Genomic DNA, 16,936 nt, shown 5'->3' with positions numbered 1-16,936 from the left:
ACAGTCCAAAGTTACTGCGACTACTGGCGCTGCGCTACTCTTTTTCGGGCTAACCACAGCGGTGCCATCCAAAGATCGATGCCACCCCAGTGTTCCTTGTGTCCCATAGCTTCACAACGAAGTTCCCATACATAATTTGGGATAAAAAGAACGGACGCCCTTTTTAGTTTAACACGCTATTTTATGTATTTTTAAGGTCGATTCAATAAAAAAGAACCACTATCATGAAAACCCTTGACCTCAAGGCAGGCTGGTTGCTACTGGCCTTTGCCCTACTTTCCATCAGTCTGCACGCCCAGCGCAAAAAGAAATCGGACCAGGTTTCCATTGCTTATCCAGAGGAATTGTATTCCAGTCTGGAGTACCGGTTGGTGGGCCCCTTCCGTGGGGGGCGGTCCGCTGCGGTGGCCGGGGTGCCCAACCAGCCCGATCTCTTTTACTTTGGTGCAACGGGCGGTGGCGTATGGAAGACCCAGGACGGCGGTGCCACCTGGAGCAACATTTCAGATGGCTATTTTGGCGGCAGCATCGGTGCCGTTGAAGTGGCACAGAGCGACCCCAATGTGATCTACGTTGGCGGAGGCGAAAAAACACTGCGGGGCAATGTCTCCTCGGGCTACGGGATATGGAAAACAGAGGATGCCGGAAAAACCTGGGCAAAGGCGGGCTTGCCCAACAGCAGGCACGTGCCAAGAATACGCGTGCACCCAACCGATCACAACACGGTCTATGCGGCCGTTTTGGGCAATATCTACAAGCCTACCAAAGACCGCGGCATCTACAAAAGCACCGATGGCGGTAAAAACTGGAAACAGGTCCTTTTTGTGAACGAACAGGCCGGTGCGGTGGATCTTACTTTTGACCCCAACAATCCACGTATTCTATATGCTTCTACCTGGTATTCCAAGCGAACGCCCTACAGCCTCATCAGTGGCGGGGAGGGTTCCGCCCTTTGGAAGAGTACGGACAGTGGCGAGACCTGGCAAGAGATTTCCAAGAACGAGGGTTTTCCCAAGGATACCTTGGGCATCATCGGCGTTTCGGTTTCCCCCGTAAATTCCCAGCGCGTATGGGCCATGGTGGAGAACAAGGAAAAAGGCGGCCTCTACCGTTCGGATGATGGCGGTAAGAAGTGGACCTTGGTGAACAGCGACAGGAGCCTGCGCCAGCGTGCTTGGTACTACACCCGTGTCTATGCGGACACCGAGGATGTGGACAAGGTGTACGTCCTGAACGTGAGCTACCACCGATCTACCGACGGGGGCAAGACCTTTGAATCCTTCAATGCCCCTCATGGAGACCATCACGACCTTTGGATCGCGCCCGAAAATTCCCAGCGCATGGTCATTGGCGATGATGGCGGGGCACAGGTCTCCTACGATGGTGGGGAAACCTGGAGCACCTACCACAACCAGCCCACGGCACAATTTTATAGGGTTACGACCGATGATCATTTTCCCTACCGCATTTATGTGGCGCAACAGGACAACTCTACCGTGCGCATTGCCCATAGAAGTGATGGCAGCGGTATCAGTGAGGACGATTGGGAAGCCACCGCGGGCGGGGAATCTGCCCACATTGCCGTGGACCCTACCAACAATGATATTGTGTACGGCGGAAGCTACGGCGGTTTCCTTACCCGCAAGAACCACGAAACGGGAACCACAAGGGCCATCAATGTGTGGCCGGACAACCCCATGGGCTATGGGGCCGAGGGGATGAAATATCGCTTCCAATGGAACTTCCCCATTATGTTCAGCAAGCACGATCCCAAGAAGCTCTACACCTTTTCCAACCATGTGCATCTTTCCACCAACGAAGGGCAAAGTTGGGAAGTGTTAAGTGAAGACCTTACCCGAAACGACCCCACCAAATTGGGGAGCAGCGGCGGCCCCATTACCCAGGACAATACCGGCGTGGAATATTATTGCACCATTTTCGCCGCCAATGAGAGTCCGCTCAAAGAAGGCCTGCTCTGGGTGGGAAGTGATGACGGACTCATACACGTCTCCAAGGATGGTGGTGCCAATTGGGAGAACGTGACCCCTGCCGGTATGCCGGAATGGAACATGATCAACAGCATTGAGCCCTCCGCGTTTGACGAAGCCACCTGTTACGTGGCCGCGACCCGTTACAAGCTGGGCGATTTTCAACCCTATTTGTACAAGACCACCGATTACGGAAAGACCTGGACCAAGATTACCAAGGGCATCCATGACGAGCATTTTACCAGAGTGCTGCGCGAAGACCCAAAAAGAAAAGGTTTGTTGTACGCCGGAACGGAAACCGGAATGTACATTTCCTTTGATGACGGTGCCAACTGGTCGCCCTTTCAACTCAATCTGCCCATTGTGCCCATAACCGACCTCACGATCAAGGACAACAACCTGGTGGTGGCCACCCAAGGGCGAAGCATCTGGATGATCGATGACCTTACCGTGCTGCACCAACTGGATGACAACAAAAAAGCCAGTGGCAACATCCTGTACAAACCAAAGGATTCCTACAGGACCAAGGGCCGTGCCAGAACAACCCCTTCCTTGTTGGAAGGACAGAACCACCCCAATGGCGTGGTCACCCATTTCTATCTGAAGAACCTGGCCGAAAAAGACAGTGTACACCTCACCTTTACCAGTATGGCGGGCGATACCTTGGCCACCTATAGCAATGTTGCCAAAGACAAAAAGAATAAGCTGGAGGTGAAAAAAGGGGGCAACACCTTTGTCTGGGACACCCGGGGCAAAGGTGCCGAAAAATTGGACGGCATGATCTTGTGGTGGGCCAATTTGAGCGGCGCAAAGGCCGTTCCGGGAGACTACAAGGTACATTTGAACGTAAATGGCGATAGCCGTTCCGAAACCTTTACCATCCTGCCCGATCCAAGGGCAGAGGCCAGCGTGGCCGATATGCAAAAGCAGTTCGATTTTATCACGGATGTGAACACCACGGTGGACAAGGCCCATCAGTCCATTAAAAAAATAAGGGAGGTCACCGCGCAACTGGATGCCTTTGGCACGCAGTACAAGGACGATGCTGGCCTCAAGGATTTGCTGGACAAGGCCAAGAACATGAAAGAGCGTTTGGGCGAGGTGGAAAAAGCCTTGTACCAGACCAAGAACAGAAGTAACCAAGATCCCTTGAACTTCCCCATTCGGTTAACCAACAAACTGGGGCACCTGAACAGCCTGGTGGCCCTGGACGATTTTCCGCCCACGGACCAAGATGTGGCCCTGAAGAACGAACTCACGGCCAAAATTGATGCCCAGTTAAAGACCTTTGACGCCGTGATGTCCAGCGAACTCAAGGAGTTCAACGCCGAATTCAATAAGAGGGGATTGAACTATTTGTTTGTGGAGTAGATAGGTTGAGGGTTGCTGCTCGTATTTTGGTCCCAACCCCTCCGGCTGTCGCCACCTCCCCTTGAAAAAAGGGGAGGACCCTAAGGAATCGACCTTAATATCAATTTATTAGTGCCAAAAAAGTTACACAACCATAAGTATTTAGAGGGCTTTAGAAAGCAATTGCGAAATAATCCAACGAAGGCAGAGTCACAGTTATGGAAAGCACTTCAAAGAAGTCAGTTAAAAGGGCGAAAGTTTCGAAGACAACACAGTATTGGAAATTACATTGTGGATTTTTACTGTACAAGAGAAAGATTAATCGTGGAGCTTGATGGTGAATATCATGCCAATCCGGTTAATGAAGAATATGACCTAAATCGAACGAAGTATTTACAAAGTTTAGGATTTAAAATTTTACGTTTCCAGAATTATCTGGTCTTTGATCAATTGGATATGGTGTTAGAAACCATAAAAGCCGAGTTTAAAGAAAGAAGTGGATAAAAAGGCCCTCCCCTTTTTCAAGGGAGGTGCCCGCAGGGCGGAGGGGTAATGGTGAAATGACCTTAATGGTTTGATAAAGGTGCTATTTTGAGCTTTAAGTTAGGTATTGCAAGTACTTTGTACCGAATTGAGTTTTGTGTCACGTCCATATCGCTGAATGGATAGTGCAAGCAAACCCAAAAATTGAAGAAGGCTTTAAACGCATTGTAAACAGTGATTCACAACAAAATAGACAAAAGTTGACGCATCACTTGTAAGCGCGTTATAAAAAGATCAGCAACTAAATCCAACCCAAAAAAATGAAAAAACCAATCTTCACCCTACTGTTCGTCTTTGCCACTGTCGTTACTTTCGCGCAAACGGTGAACGATTATTTTAGTGCGGTCAAGTACAGGAACATTGGGCCGTTTCGTGGTGGGCGTTCCGTTTGTGCCTCGGGGGTGGTGGGAGACCCAATGACCTATTATATGGGCACCACGGGTGGCGGACTCTGGAAAACGGAAAATGCCGGGGAGCAATGGGACAATATTTCCGATGGCTATTTTGAGCTCGGCTCCGTAGGGGCCGTGGCCGTATCCCGATCAAATCCCAATATTGTTTTTGTGGGCATGGGCGAGCATGCGCCACGGGGCGTCATGACCTCCTACGGGGACGGCGTTTACAAATCTACCGATGCAGGGAAGACCTGGACCCACTTGGGACTGGAAAAGACCCAACACATCTCCCGCATCATCATTCATCCCACAAATCCGGAAATTGTGTATGTGGCCGCACAAGGTGCTTTGTTTGGCGGTAATCCCGAGCGTGGCATCTATAAATCGGTGGATGGGGGCAAAACTTGGAAAAACACACTGTTCGTGAACCAGCTTACCGGCGCTTCGGAACTGTCCATGGATGCCAATTATCCGGAGATCATGTACGCGGCCATGTGGGAGCACCAACGCAAACCCAATATGGTGGTCAGCGGCGGTGAGGGCAGTGGCCTCTACAAATCCACGGACGCCGGGGAAACCTGGAAAAAGATACACAAGGGCCTTCCGGAGGAAAAGGGCAAAATGGCCATAGCGGTAAGTGCGGCCAATTCCAACAAGGTCTATGCCCTGGTGGAAAGCGATTCCAATGCCGATAAAGGGGGTCTGTTCGTCTCCAACGATGCCGGGGAATCGTGGAGCATGATCAGTGGAGACAACCGTTTGGTGCAGCGCGCTTGGTACTATATAGAGGTCTTTGCCGATCCCAATGATGAAGATACCGTGTACGTGCTCAGTGCTCCCGCGCTTCGGTCAACGGATGGCGGCAAGACCTGGGAAACCCTCTACGGCACCCATGGCGATTACCATGACCTGTGGATCAACCCGGATAATTCCAACAATATGGTCATTGCCAATGATGGTGGCGCCGCGGTGTCCTTCAATTTTGGAAAATCGTGGTCCAGACAAAGCAACATGCCCACGGCCCAGTTCTATAGAATCAGTGTGGACAACCTGTTTCCCTACAATATATACGGTGGGCAGCAAGACAATTCTTCCGTTCGCATTGCCAGCCTGTCTTTGGGCAGTGGGGGCATCACCGAGCGCGACTGGACCGATGCCGCCGGCGGGGAAAGCGCTTTTCTGGCCTTTGATCCGGACAATCCCAGGTATGTCATGGGCGGAAGTTATTTGGGCACCATAGAGGTCTTGGATATGGAGGCAAAGGCCTCCACAAAGATCATGGCCGCCCCCATACAGTATTTGGGCAGGGAAGCAAGGAACATGAAATACCTGTACAATTGGAACGCCCCGATCATCCGTTCCGTGCACGAGCCCCAAACCTACTACCACGCTGCCCAATTGGTTTTAAAAACTACCGATATGGGCCTTACCTGGGAGGAAATTTCCCCTGATCTCACTAGGGATATCGATGAAAAGCAAGGTAACGGTGGCGGCCCCTACACCAATGAAGCGGTAGGAGCGGAAAACTACGGCACCATTGCCTATATGGTGGAATCGCCGCACGAAAAAGGGGTGTTCTGGACGGGCAGTGACGACGGACTGGTGCACCTCACAAAAAACGACGGTGCTACCTGGGAAAACGTTACCCCAAAAGGCTTTGGGGAAACCTTGGTCAATGCCATAGAAGTATCGCCCCATGATCCGGCAACGGCCTACATCGCCACCACAAGGTACAAGTTAAACGACTATACCCCGGCCTTGTTCAAGACCACCAATTACGGAAAAACCTGGACCAACATCAGTGGCGAAATTCCCTACGGTGCCTTTACTCGCGTAGTGCGCGAAGATCCGGAACGAAAAGGCCTGTTGTACGCGGGTACGGAGAAGGGCATGTACATCTCCTACAATGATGGAAAAACATGGGAGGCATTTCAGTTGAACCTCCCCAAAACACCGGTGTTGGATTTAAAAGTGCACCAAGGCGATCTTATCGTGGCCACCTCCGGCCGTTCTTTTTGGATTTTGGACGATTTGGCCGCCATTGCCCAATACGAACCTTCGGAAAAGGGCTTGAGGCTTTTTGAGCCAGAGACGGCTTACAACGGTTCCTGGGGCAGTCCCTTGAGCGGGAAAACGGACAAGTTTAACGGCACACATCCTTTTGAGGGCGTAAACCCTGCCAATGGCATGGTGCTCTACTACCAACTTCCCAAACTGGCGGAAGGGGATGGCATTCACTTGGAAATCCGTAATAAGGACGGAAAGTTGATCCGCAGCATCAGCTCCGAAAAAGATACCGCTTACGTACCGCACCATGGCGGTGGCGCCCCGCCAACCCCTACGCTGACAAAGAACGAGGGGCTTAACCGTTTTGTCTGGGACATGCGGCATCCCATTGTTCCCGGGGTGCCCGGCGTTTACATTGAGGCCGATTTCAGGGGGCACAAGGCCCCGCCCGGCACGTATCGTCTGAACCTAAAGGTGAACGGTGAAACCGTGGGCACTACGGGAGAGATCAAAGAAATTCCTCTGTATGAAACCAAGCCCGGACAGTACGAAGCTTTTGATGCACTGATGTCCGAAATGGAAGAAAAGGTGACAAAGATGCATCAGATGGTGAACACCCTGTACAAAGCACAAGGGCAGTTGTCCGGTATCATCAAGGACCTACCGGAGGGGGACTTGAAAGCGAACGGGGAAGCCCTTTTGGCCAAAATGAAATCGTGGGACAGTGATATGGTACAGCGTAAATCGCAAGCTTATGACGACGTGGAGAATTTTCCCAATAAATTTACGGCGGAATACCTGTTTTTGATCAACCAGACCAACAGCGGCATACCGCGTGTAAACGCTTCGTCATCGGCAAGAAAGGCCGAGCTGGATGAACAATGGATAGGACTGAAGGCAACCGGTGAGGCCCTGATGAAAACAGACATCCCCAATTTTAACAAAATGCTTTGGGAGGCCGGCATTGGGGCCATCCGGTTTTGATCGGGTCTTGTGTCCAAGGATTGGCCCACAACCCTTGTCGCGAGGCCTTTTTTGGCCCAAGCAATCCCTTGAATCCATTGATCCTGTCTCTTGTCTCTTGCCTCTCCTTTCCACATTATGGTTTTGGGTACTTTAAAAGTCACTAAATTTGAGTCGGAGTTTTAACCTGTGCCTTCCTACGGTAGGCAGGCCCGGCACCAGGGTTTTAACTTGAATGTGAACCCCAATGGTTTAAGCACACTGGAATGACGGAATACTACAACTACATCAAGGCCCTGCACCTCATCTTTGTCATCACCTGGTTTGCCGGGCTTTTCTACATTCCCAGGTTGTTTATCTATCACATAGAAGCTTGGCAAAAACCATCGCCGGACAGGGAGATTTTAAGCGATCAATTGAAATTGATGACCAAACGGCTCTGGTACATTATCACCTGGCCCTCGGCGGTGTTGGCCACGGTTTTTGCCATTTGGCTCCTGGTCCTTCAGCCCTTTTGGCTGCAACAGCCCTGGATGCACATTAAATTGCTCTTTGTGGTGCTTTTGATCGCCTATCACCTAAGAAACCACTGGATATTCAAAAAATTTCAGCAAGACGATATCCGTTTTACCTCCAATTACATGCGCATTTGGAACGAGGGGGCCACCCTGATCCTTTTTGCCGTGGTCTTCTTGGTGATCTTAAAGGGCACCTTCAACTGGATTTTTGGGGTGTTGGGCATTGTGGTGCTGGGCGTACTGCTCATGTTGGGCATAAAGCTGTACAAGCGCATCAGAAAGAAAAATCCCAATGCCTAGCTAGGGGTAACCGGGGCATGATGCCGTGTGGCGCTTGGTTGTGGATTTGTGAGGCCGATGGTCTGTGGAGGGTGGTAAGGCGCTGAATCCTGCGTCCTGTAGTCCCATAGTCCTACGTCTTGCCCGTCTATGTGCTGGTATTCCCCTATTTGGTGCGATATTTGCTGTACAAACCCAAAAAAACCCAACCCTTGCTCACAAAGGTCTCCCTTAGGACACGTATTTTTTTCGCCATGATCTTTCTGGTGCTCTTTGCCTCGGTCCTCATAGCGGGCGTTACGGTGTACCAGTACAAGGAGCAGTCCATAGATTACCATCAGGACCGGATGGAGCGCAAGGAAGAACAGATCCGGCAAAGTGTGGGCCTGGCCATACAAAAGACCACTTATCCGGTGGTGGAGGACCGCTTGGGGCTCATTTTCAAGGATGAGATCTACGAGATCGCCATGGTGCAGAACATGAACTTCAACATCTATGGCCTGGACGGGAGCCTGATCAAGAGTTCCCGGCCCAAGTTGGAGAACGATGCCGTTGCCATGTGCTTGGATGCCTCCGTGCTGAACCATTTGGAAATGAGCCCCGAAAAGCGCTATCTGGAGGCCAACTCCGCCGCCGGAGACAATTACCAGACCTCTTACACCTACATTATGGACCGCAAGTTCAAGCCCATAGGGATCTTGCAGTTGCCCTATTTTGAGGACAACACCTTCAACCAGATGGAACTGCGGGAATTCATGATGCGTTTGGCGGGCGTATATCTGTTGATGTTGATCATGGCGGTGGTCTTTGCCTATATCATTTCCAAGTACATTACGCGTTCCCTTGAGACCATCTCTGGGATGATGGAGCGCACCGATCTTACCAAGAGCAACGAAAAGATCTATTTGCAGAATCCCGGGGAGGAAATAGGCAAGCTCATTGATTCCTATAACGGGATGATAGACGAGCTGGAACAGAGTGCGGCCAAATTGGCGCGCAGTGAGCGCGAGCAGGCCTGGCGGGAAATGGCCCGGCAGGTGGCCCATGAGATCAAGAACCCCTTGACGCCCATGCGCCTCAGTGTACAGAGTTTTGAGCGCAAGTTCGATCCCAAAGATCCCAATGTGCACCAGAAGGTAAAGGAGTTTTCCGAAACCCTGATACAGCAGATAGACACCATGAGCAGCATTGCCTCTGCCTTTTCCAATTTTGCCCAGATGCCGGCCCAGCAAAACGAGACCCTGAACGTGGTGGCCATTGTTAAGCTGGCCCTGGACATCTTCAATGAGGACTACATCCATTTCATTGCAGAACAGGACAAGATCATTGCCAAGTTGGATCGCACCCAATTGATCCGCGTGGTGACCAACCTGGTCAAGAACGCCATACAGGCGGTGCCCGAAGTGGCCGCGCCCAGGGTCTTGGTCTCCGTGGCCAAAGAGGGCGGGTTTGTAAAGATTTCCGTGGCAGACAACGGGGTGGGCATCAAGGAAGAGAACAGTGAAAAAATATTTGAGCCCAAGTTCACCACCAAGACAAGTGGCATGGGCCTGGGCCTGGGAATGGTAAAGAACATCGTGGAAACCTATCAGGGCAAGATCAAGTTTACCTCCCAGCCGGGCAAGGGCACCGTGTTCTGCGTACTTTTCCCCTTGGCCCAAAAAACAAGGAATGAACCATCTAAAAACAGTTTCTCATGACCTATAACAACATTAGCCTGGGCCAGGAGGGCCATGTGGCCACCCTGACCATTTCCAGACCCAGCAAGCTCAACGCCCTGAACCGGGCCACCATAGAAGAACTGCACCAGTGCCTGTCCCAATTGGAACAAGACAGGGAGGTCAAGGCCATTGTCCTTACCGGTAGCGGGGAAAAAGCTTTTGTGGCCGGCGCCGATATTGCGGAATTTGCCCATTTCACCGAAAAACAGGGGCGCGAACTGGCCGCCAAGGGGCAAGAACAATTGTTCCATTTTGTGGAGAACCTGGCCAAGCCCGTCATTGCCGCGGTGAACGGTTTTGCCCTGGGCGGGGGGCTGGAGCTGGCCATGGCCTGTCATTTTAGACTGGCCAGTGACAACGCCAAAATGGGCCTTCCCGAGGTTTCCCTGGGGGTCATTCCCGGCTACGGCGGTACCCAACGCTTGCCCCAATTGGTGGGGAAGGGCAGGGCCATGGAAATGATCATGACCGCCGGCATGATCGATGCGCGCACCGCTTTGGATTACGGGCTTGTGAACCACGTGGTGCCCCAAGGACAGCTGCTTCCCTTGGCGTTGGACCTGGCCCAAAAAATGGCACGGAACTCCACTGTGGCCATTGCCCATGCAATAAAAGCCATAAATGCGGGTTTTAAGCATACCGTTAATGGCTACGAGACGGAGATCGATGCTTTTGGGGCCTGCTTTGCCACAGACGATTTTGTGGAGGGCACCACGGCCTTCCTGGAAAAACGAAAAGCGAATTTCCCCGGTTCCTAGCGGAAAGATCCTTGGGATGCGTATATCATATGCTGTTTTTTTTGCCTTTTGGGTATTGGCCCTAGTTGGGCACGCCCAACAGGAAGGGGTAAACTATCTTTTGGGCGAGACCTTCAGCGATCGCCACAAATACTCCAATATGGTGGCCATGGCCCCGGATGACAAAGGGGGCACGGTGGTGGTGCGCTCCTATTTCCAAGGCGTGGTGCTAAAGCCCAAGGGCTACCTCATTGAGCATTACAATGAGGAGATGGAATTGCTGTCCGAATACAATTACAAGCTCAAGAACGCCAATTTTGTGGAGGCTTTTGTGCGTAACGGCCAGGTGTACCTGTTGTTCTTGGAATATGACCTTGCGGCCATGGCCTATACCTACACCGTGCACCGCAGTCCTTTTGGTGCCCACAACTTTACCAGTGAAGTGCTGCTCACCATCCCCTCGGAGTGGGTGGCGGAGCCCTTGGACCGTAAGTTCGGGAATCGGGATTTTTCCAATGGGTTCACCACTTCCGTGCTTTTCAACGAAGCCAAATCTGCCTTTGCCATTACCACCCACGTAAAACGCCGTAAGGTGGACCAGTACTTTATCCATGTTTTTGATGCCAACCTTAACAAGCGCCTGGAGCACGATTTTTCCGATAAAGCGGCAGACAAGAACTATGCCTTTGAGAATGTCGCCTTCTCCACGGACCTGGACCAGGTGTACCTTACGGGAAAGGCCTACCCCAAGAAAAGTAGGTTCAAGGCCACGGAACGCAGGTTTCAATATGAGGTGGTGCGCGTTGCTGCCAACGGCGCCCAGGTGCGCCACCTTTCTGATGCCGGTAAGTTCCCAGAAGCGCTTAAACCCATAATCAAGGGTAATCAATTGTTGTGCCTTGGTTTTTACGCGGACCGCAAGGACAACCGGTACAACGGTATTGTGCATTACGCTTTGGACCCCACGAATCTGGAGGTACGGGCCAGGAAATACAATGCCTTCACGGAGCAGTTCATGCAGGACAAATTTGGCCGAGAGGACGATGCCAGCATCAAGAACCTGGTCTTTAAGAGCCTGGACCTTACGGATGACGGACACATTCTTTTCAATGCCGAAGAACAGTTCACCAGTACCAGCATCCAGTCCAACAGCAGTGGCGGCCGCGTCATGGTTACCCGTTACCATTACAATGACATTGTGAGCGTAAAACTGGACGGGGACGGCAACATGCTCTGGGCACGGAACATCAACAAGACCGAGGTGACCCAGGGCGATGATGCCTATACCTCCTATGCTGCGCACACCCAGGGCGGAAAGACGCATTTCTTTATCAGTTCGGCCATGGAACAGCCACAAGCCTTGGGTCCCGATCGCATCATGTTCAAACAAGGGTTCAGCAAAACCAGGAACCTGTTTCTCATCACCTTGGACGCCCAGGGTGCCATGACCTACAAAAAGCTCATTGACTCCGGAGAGGCCCGCTTGCCCCTTATGGTCTCCAGACCCTTGAAAAGGGCCGATCGGGGCGGGCTCACCTTTTACGCCAAGCGGGGCAGCAAAAAGCAACTGGTGCAGATCCTTCTGTGATCAAAGGGCTGCTGTTTGGGCCTTAGGGCGCGGGCACAGATAAAATAAATTTGTGCTTCCTTTTTCACTACCTTGTCCTTACTTATAGCATACCTTGAAACAAATGCATGCCCTTGGGGACTGGCTATCTTGGATGGACGTCCTCTCCGATCAGGATTACGTGGTTATTGACGATTTTCTGGATGATGCCCTCTATGCGGAGCTTCGGGGCTTTCTCTTGGCCAAGATAGACGCCTTTGACCAGGCCGGCATTGGCAAACAGGGCCAACATATGGTAAAGCGCAGCATTCGCGGGGACAATACCTATTGGTTGGATCGGCAACGCGATACGGAACTGGCCAGATTCTGGCACCTTGTGGATGAAACAAAGTCGGTGCTCAACCGCCATTGTTACTTAAGTCTTTCCGGGGAGGAGTTCCATTTGGCCCACTATCCGCCAGGAAGCCACTATGCCCGGCACATCGATCGGTTTGCGGGGCGCAACAACCGCATGATTTCAATGGTCATGTACCTGAACAAGGACTGGACCCCAAAACAGGGTGGGGCCCTGGAGATCATGGACGCCCACAAGCGGTTGTTGGCCATACCCCCGCTGGCCAAGCGCTGTGTTCTCTTCAAGAGTGCCACCGTGCCCCACGCCGTGTTAAAGTCCCACGCCGATCGTTACAGTGTAACGGGCTGGTTGCTCTATCAGCCGGCGGGCCTGGGGCCTACCTTGGGTTAGGCGACCCACCACGGGCAAGGGGCCGTGTTCTCCTCGGCGCCATGGTGCATCATTCCCCCTTTTTGTAAACAACTTTGCCGTTGAAAATGGTCATCGCTATTTGGGTGTCCAGGATCTGGTCTTCCGGCACCGTCATCAGGTCTTGGTCATAAATGGTGAAATCGGCCAGTTTTCCCGGGGCAATGGAACCTTTTATGTCTTCCTCAAACGCGCCATAGGCGGCATCCAGGGTATAGGAGCGCAAGGCCTGTTCACGGGTCATCTTCTGTTCCGGTTCATATCCGCCCTCGGGCATCCCTTTCAGGGTTTTACGACTTACGCTGGCATAAAAGCTGGCAATGGGGTTCAGCGGCTCCACGGGCACGTCCGTGCCGTTCACAATGGGGATGCCCGTCTGCAACAGGGCTTGCCACATATAGGCGCCCTCCTTGATCCGTTTCTCGCCCAGGCGGTCTATGGCCCAGGGGCGGTCACTGGACATGTGCACCGCTTGCATGGCCGGGATCACGCCCAATTGGGCAAATCTGGGAATATCGTCCGGGTGCAGGTGCTGGGCGTGTTCTATGCGGTAGCGATGATCTCCCGTAAAATCTGGCAATTCTTGGAAAGCGGCCTCGTAACGGTCCAAGATTTCCTTGTTGGCCCGATCCCCAATGGCGTGAGCGCACACCTGAAAGCCATGCTGCAGCCCGTTCAGGGCGGTCTCCTTCACAAATGCCATGGGGAGGGTCTCGTGGCCAAAATGTCCCGGCCGATCGCTGTACTCCTCCAAGAGCCAGGCCCCACGGGAGCCCAAGGCCCCGTCGCAATTAAGTTTTAGGGACCTGATCGTGAACAGATGGTCCGTGTCTATCATGGGCCCCGCTTGGTACCAGTTGTCCAGCAGTTCCTTGTCCCAGCCCGTGAGCATGGCGTAGATGCGCACGCCCATCTTGCCCTCCTCCTTCATTTTGTTAAACAGGGCAATGGTCTCTTTCCCAATGCCCGCATCGTGGAAACCCGTGATGCCGTTTCGGTGGCAGGCGGCCACGGCCAGTTCAAAGGCCTTGGCGTCTTTCTCCGGGGTGGTCTCCGGAATGTGCTTGGTGATCAGGGTCATGGCCCGTTCGTTGAACACGCCGGTGGGCAGGCCCAGGTCATTGCGCATCACCTCGCCCCCTTCCACTTCCAACGGGGCAATGCCTTCCTTGGGAACCAGTTGCAGGCCGGCAATCTCCATCGCCTTGGCATTGGCAAAGCCGGCATGGCCACTGGCATGGCTCAAATACACCGGATTGTTGGGCGATACGGAGCTGAGCAGGTCATGGGTCTGAAAGCCGTTCACTGTTTCTTCGGGCATTTCCGTCCATTTGCTCTGGTGCCAACCACGGCCGGTGATCCATTCTCCCGGTGCGGCCTTTTCCACGGCCTTTTCCACCGCGTCCACTATTTCTTGGTAACTGGTGGTGTTCAGCAGGTCCAGGTTGAGCTCGTTATAGCCCAGCCCCATAAAATGGCCGTGGCCCTCGATCAGTCCCGGGGTCATCGTCTTCCCCTTGAGGTCCAACATTTCGGTACTGTCCGTCTTATGGGCTTCCGCCTCGGCGAGGCTTCCGGCAAAGAGAATGGTATTGCCTTTGGTGGCCACGGCCTCCACGGTGGCCTGGGTACTGTCCACCGTATAAATGGGTCCGCCGTAGATGATCATTGTGGCGGGTGTTTTTTTTTGGGTTTGCTGGCAGGCCATTAAAAAGAACAGGGCCAGAAGGGATGCCACGGAGCCGGGCAGGATTGTTTTGGTGGTCATGAGGGTTGCTTTTTGTTTGAAGGGAATATACTTTTTTTGGAGCAGATATGATGCATCGTTCTTAAAAATTTAGGGGTCATTCTGTACTTGGGGACATGGATGTCCGCAAGTCTGCATTTTGGTTCCTTTCCCCGGCAAAAGGGAAGGAACACAGATCTAAAATGAGGGTGCATGCCGCTAATTTTAAAAGAACGGAATTTTTAATTGGTGCGACCCAAAAATGGCGGCGTAAGATAAACTAGCGCCGGGAGATATGAACAGTTTAGGGCCTTTTTTCAACATTGGCTTAAAATTTTTATAAAGGCACGTCCAAAAGGTCGGTTGCATCGTATTAGTTGGGAACACTAAATACGGGCTTTGGCCATGAACATGAAAAACGACCTTTCCAAAGAACTTCAAACATCGAACAAAACAGAGGGCACCCCCCAGACCCCTGGTTTTTTTTCCAGGGTACGGAACTTTTTTGAGACCGCCAATGCCTGGGGCGTCTTTGTACTGGGCAGTACCTTTGTGCTCATGATCGGCGCCGCTTACATGGTCTTTATCCTCCAGAACGATTTTAGCCAGTTTCGCCTAGATCGCAAGGCCAGTACCTTTGGCTATGTTTTCTTGACCATTGCCACGGCACTCTTTGCCTATAAGGCGCTCTTTTTTCTTTATACCCTGGTGCGCTATTTCATGTACAGGCCCATTGCCTCCGTATCTGATGAAAAACTGCCCACGGTTACCGTCATTGTGCCCGCCTACAACGAAGGAAAGCAGGTTTGGGCCACGCTGATGAGCTTGGCCGAAAGTGATTATCCGCAGGAAAAACTGCAATTGCTCTCCATTGACGACGGCAGTAAGGACGATACCTGGAAATGGATGCAAGAGGCCAAGCGACAGCTGGGAGAGCGCGTGTCCATCTGCCAGCAGCCCAAGAACATGGGCAAGCGCCATGCCCTGTATCGCGGTTTCAATGAGGGCACAGGGGAGGTCTTTGTCACGGTGGACAGTGATTCCATTGTAAAGAAAAACACCCTCCGCAATTTGGTGAGTCCGTTCGTGACCAACGAAAAATGTGGGGCCGTGGCCGGAAACATCCGCGTACTGAACAATGAAAGGGCCTTGTTGCCCAAGATGTTGGACGTAAGTTTTGTGCTCAGTTTTGAGTTTGTGCGCTCTGCGGAGAGCAGTCTCAATTCCGTGCTATGCACACCGGGCGCCCTGGCCGCCTACCGTAGCGAGGCCGTATTTGCCTGTTTGCCGCAATGGATCAACCAAACGTTCATGGGCCAACCCTCGGACATAGGGGAAGACCGGGCCATGACCAACATGATCTTGAAGCAGGGCTACCACGTGCTGTTCCAAAGAAATGCCTATGCCTACACCAACGTGCCAGAGCACTACAAGGGCCTTTACAAAATGTTCATACGCTGGGGCAGGAGCAATGTCAGGGAGAACATAGAAATGTCCAAGTACGTGTTCACCAACTTTAGGGAAGGGTCCAAGCTGGGGTCGCGCTTGTTGTTCTTTAGCCAAGCCACCAAGATCATCATGAGCTATCCGTTCATGCTGTTCATGTTCTTCTTTGTGCTTACCCACCCCTTACTTTTCTTGAGCTCCACCTTTTTGAGCATCTTGGTGCTCACTACCTTTCCCGTGATCTTTTACGCCAAGCGTTACAGTCTGTCCGAGGCGTTCTGGGCCTATTCCTACAGCGTTTTGTTCACCTTTGGGCTGTTTTGGATCACCCCTTACGCCATTGCCACGGCCAATAAAAGGGGATGGCTCACCAGGGATTTGGCGGTGAAGAAGTAATGCACGGCACGCCCAGGGCGATCGGGCGTTTGTCCCCGTTGCTCATCGCGGCAGGTGCCGGGAGATGGAAGATATCGCCCGCGGTTTGGGAAGCTATGGAAGATGGCCGTGTTTTGGCCCGGCCAGACCGAACAATTTTGTAGCTTTATCCCAGAAATTCCAAAAATGAGGGCGCGGTGAGCACACCTTTTGTTTACAAACTGTTATTGTTTCTGTTGTTTTTTTCCATTGCCATGGTGGGGTATGGGATATTGGCGCATTTTATGGGGCTGTCCCATGTTGAAGCCAGTTTAAGCTACGGTGCCCTGCTCTTCCAGGCGGTGGTGCTGTTGATCGTGCTGTACAAAATAGCGGTCAACGTAAGGGCCAAGAAGCCCATTGGCAACCTCCTTGGTGTCTTTGCCGCCCTGGCCACCGCCTTTATCGGGGCCACCTATCTTTACATTGCCATCATGGAGGCCGTTGGGAAGTGAGGCCCAGGCCATTTTACAATCTATTTTTGGCAATGGCACGCTTTTGTTCCCGGTTATGGACACA

Annotated in this window: 11 protein-coding genes; 10 read left to right on the top strand and 1 reads right to left on the bottom strand. The window is 52.3% G+C overall.

The annotated features are described in order from the left end of the window. Window positions 1–224 precede the first annotated feature (224 nt). From ACKWCC_RS05630 to ACKWCC_RS05595, 8 genes are all read left to right on the top strand, one after another. On the top strand, window positions 225–3,359 hold the full coding sequence (locus tag ACKWCC_RS05630; protein ID WP_413994935.1) for a WD40/YVTN/BNR-like repeat-containing protein: 3,135 nt from the start codon (window positions 225–227) through the stop codon (window positions 3,357–3,359). 111 nt (window positions 3,360–3,470) lie between these two features. Continuing rightward, window positions 3,471–3,842 (top strand): endonuclease domain-containing protein, encoded by a 372-nt coding sequence (locus ACKWCC_RS05625; RefSeq protein WP_413994934.1) that lies wholly within the window; start codon window positions 3,471–3,473, stop codon window positions 3,840–3,842. A gap of 299 nt (window positions 3,843–4,141) precedes the next feature. After that, complete coding sequence (locus ACKWCC_RS05620; protein WP_413994933.1) at window positions 4,142–7,267, top strand: WD40/YVTN/BNR-like repeat-containing protein; 3,126 nt, start codon at window positions 4,142–4,144, stop codon at window positions 7,265–7,267. 245 nt (window positions 7,268–7,512) lie between these two features. Then, a complete protein-coding gene (locus ACKWCC_RS05615; RefSeq protein ID WP_413994932.1) occupies window positions 7,513–8,064 on the top strand; it encodes a CopD family protein in 552 nt (183 codons plus the stop codon). Window positions 8,065–8,297: 233 nt separating this feature from the next. Next, window positions 8,298–9,743 (top strand): sensor histidine kinase, encoded by a 1,446-nt coding sequence (locus ACKWCC_RS05610; RefSeq protein ID WP_413994967.1) that lies wholly within the window; start codon window positions 8,298–8,300, stop codon window positions 9,741–9,743. Beyond that, window positions 9,740–10,522, top strand: coding sequence for an enoyl-CoA hydratase/isomerase family protein (locus ACKWCC_RS05605; protein ID WP_413994931.1), 783 nt, complete (start codon window positions 9,740–9,742; stop codon window positions 10,520–10,522). Before ACKWCC_RS05610 ends, ACKWCC_RS05605 begins: the two co-directional genes overlap by 4 nt. 16 nt (window positions 10,523–10,538) lie before the next feature. Beyond that, window positions 10,539–12,089, top strand: a complete 1,551-nt coding sequence (locus ACKWCC_RS05600) for a hypothetical protein (RefSeq protein WP_413994930.1) — start codon at window positions 10,539–10,541, stop codon at window positions 12,087–12,089. Window positions 12,090–12,192: 103 nt separating this feature from the next. Beyond that, window positions 12,193–12,813: a 2OG-Fe(II) oxygenase gene (locus ACKWCC_RS05595; protein ID WP_413994966.1), complete on the top strand. Its 621-nt coding sequence runs from the start codon at window positions 12,193–12,195 to the stop codon at window positions 12,811–12,813. A gap of 49 nt (window positions 12,814–12,862) precedes the next feature. On the opposite strand, the gene ACKWCC_RS05590 is transcribed toward ACKWCC_RS05595, so the two are convergent. Continuing rightward, window positions 12,863–14,599, bottom strand: a complete 1,737-nt coding sequence (locus ACKWCC_RS05590; protein WP_413994929.1) for an amidohydrolase — start codon at window positions 14,597–14,599, stop codon at window positions 12,863–12,865. Window positions 14,600–14,962: 363 nt separating this feature from the next. On the opposite strand from ACKWCC_RS05590, the gene ACKWCC_RS05585 reads away from it, so the two are divergent. Together ACKWCC_RS05585 and ACKWCC_RS05580 are read left to right on the top strand one after the other, a co-directional pair. Beyond that, window positions 14,963–16,399, top strand: coding sequence for a glycosyltransferase family 2 protein (locus ACKWCC_RS05585; protein WP_413994928.1), 1,437 nt, complete (start codon window positions 14,963–14,965; stop codon window positions 16,397–16,399). Between the two features lie 176 nt (window positions 16,400–16,575). Beyond that, entirely contained in the window at window positions 16,576–16,872 is a 297-nt protein-coding gene (locus ACKWCC_RS05580) for a hypothetical protein (RefSeq protein WP_413994927.1), read from the top strand. The last annotated feature ends 64 nt before the right edge of the window (window positions 16,873–16,936 follow it).

This window comes from Maribacter aquimarinus, from assembly GCF_047345505.1.
GTDB lineage: Bacteria > Bacteroidota > Bacteroidia > Flavobacteriales > Flavobacteriaceae > Maribacter.
The sequence above is the reverse complement of the archived record's forward strand: the minus strand, read 5'-3'. Positions and strand labels throughout refer to the sequence as shown.

What these genes read in the sequence shown, in the direction of transcription:
- ACKWCC_RS05630 (WP_413994935.1), top strand. Translation starts at nt 225, where the DNA reads ATGAAAACCCTTGACCTCAAGGCAGGCTGGTTGCTACTGGCCTTTGCC.
- ACKWCC_RS05620 (WP_413994933.1), top strand. Translation starts at nt 4,142, where the DNA reads ATGAAAAAACCAATCTTCACCCTACTGTTCGTCTTTGCCACTGTCGTT.
- ACKWCC_RS05615 (WP_413994932.1), top strand. Translation starts at nt 7,513, where the DNA reads ATGACGGAATACTACAACTACATCAAGGCCCTGCACCTCATCTTTGTC.
- ACKWCC_RS05610 (WP_413994967.1), top strand. Translation starts at nt 8,298, where the DNA reads ATGATCTTTCTGGTGCTCTTTGCCTCGGTCCTCATAGCGGGCGTTACG.
- ACKWCC_RS05605 (WP_413994931.1), top strand. Translation starts at nt 9,740, where the DNA reads ATGACCTATAACAACATTAGCCTGGGCCAGGAGGGCCATGTGGCCACC.
- ACKWCC_RS05600 (WP_413994930.1), top strand. Translation starts at nt 10,539, where the DNA reads ATGCGTATATCATATGCTGTTTTTTTTGCCTTTTGGGTATTGGCCCTA.
- ACKWCC_RS05595 (WP_413994966.1), top strand. Translation starts at nt 12,193, where the DNA reads ATGCATGCCCTTGGGGACTGGCTATCTTGGATGGACGTCCTCTCCGAT.
- ACKWCC_RS05590 (WP_413994929.1), bottom strand. Translation starts at nt 14,599, where the DNA reads ATGACCACCAAAACAATCCTGCCCGGCTCCGTGGCATCCCTTCTGGCC.
- ACKWCC_RS05585 (WP_413994928.1), top strand. Translation starts at nt 14,963, where the DNA reads ATGAACATGAAAAACGACCTTTCCAAAGAACTTCAAACATCGAACAAA.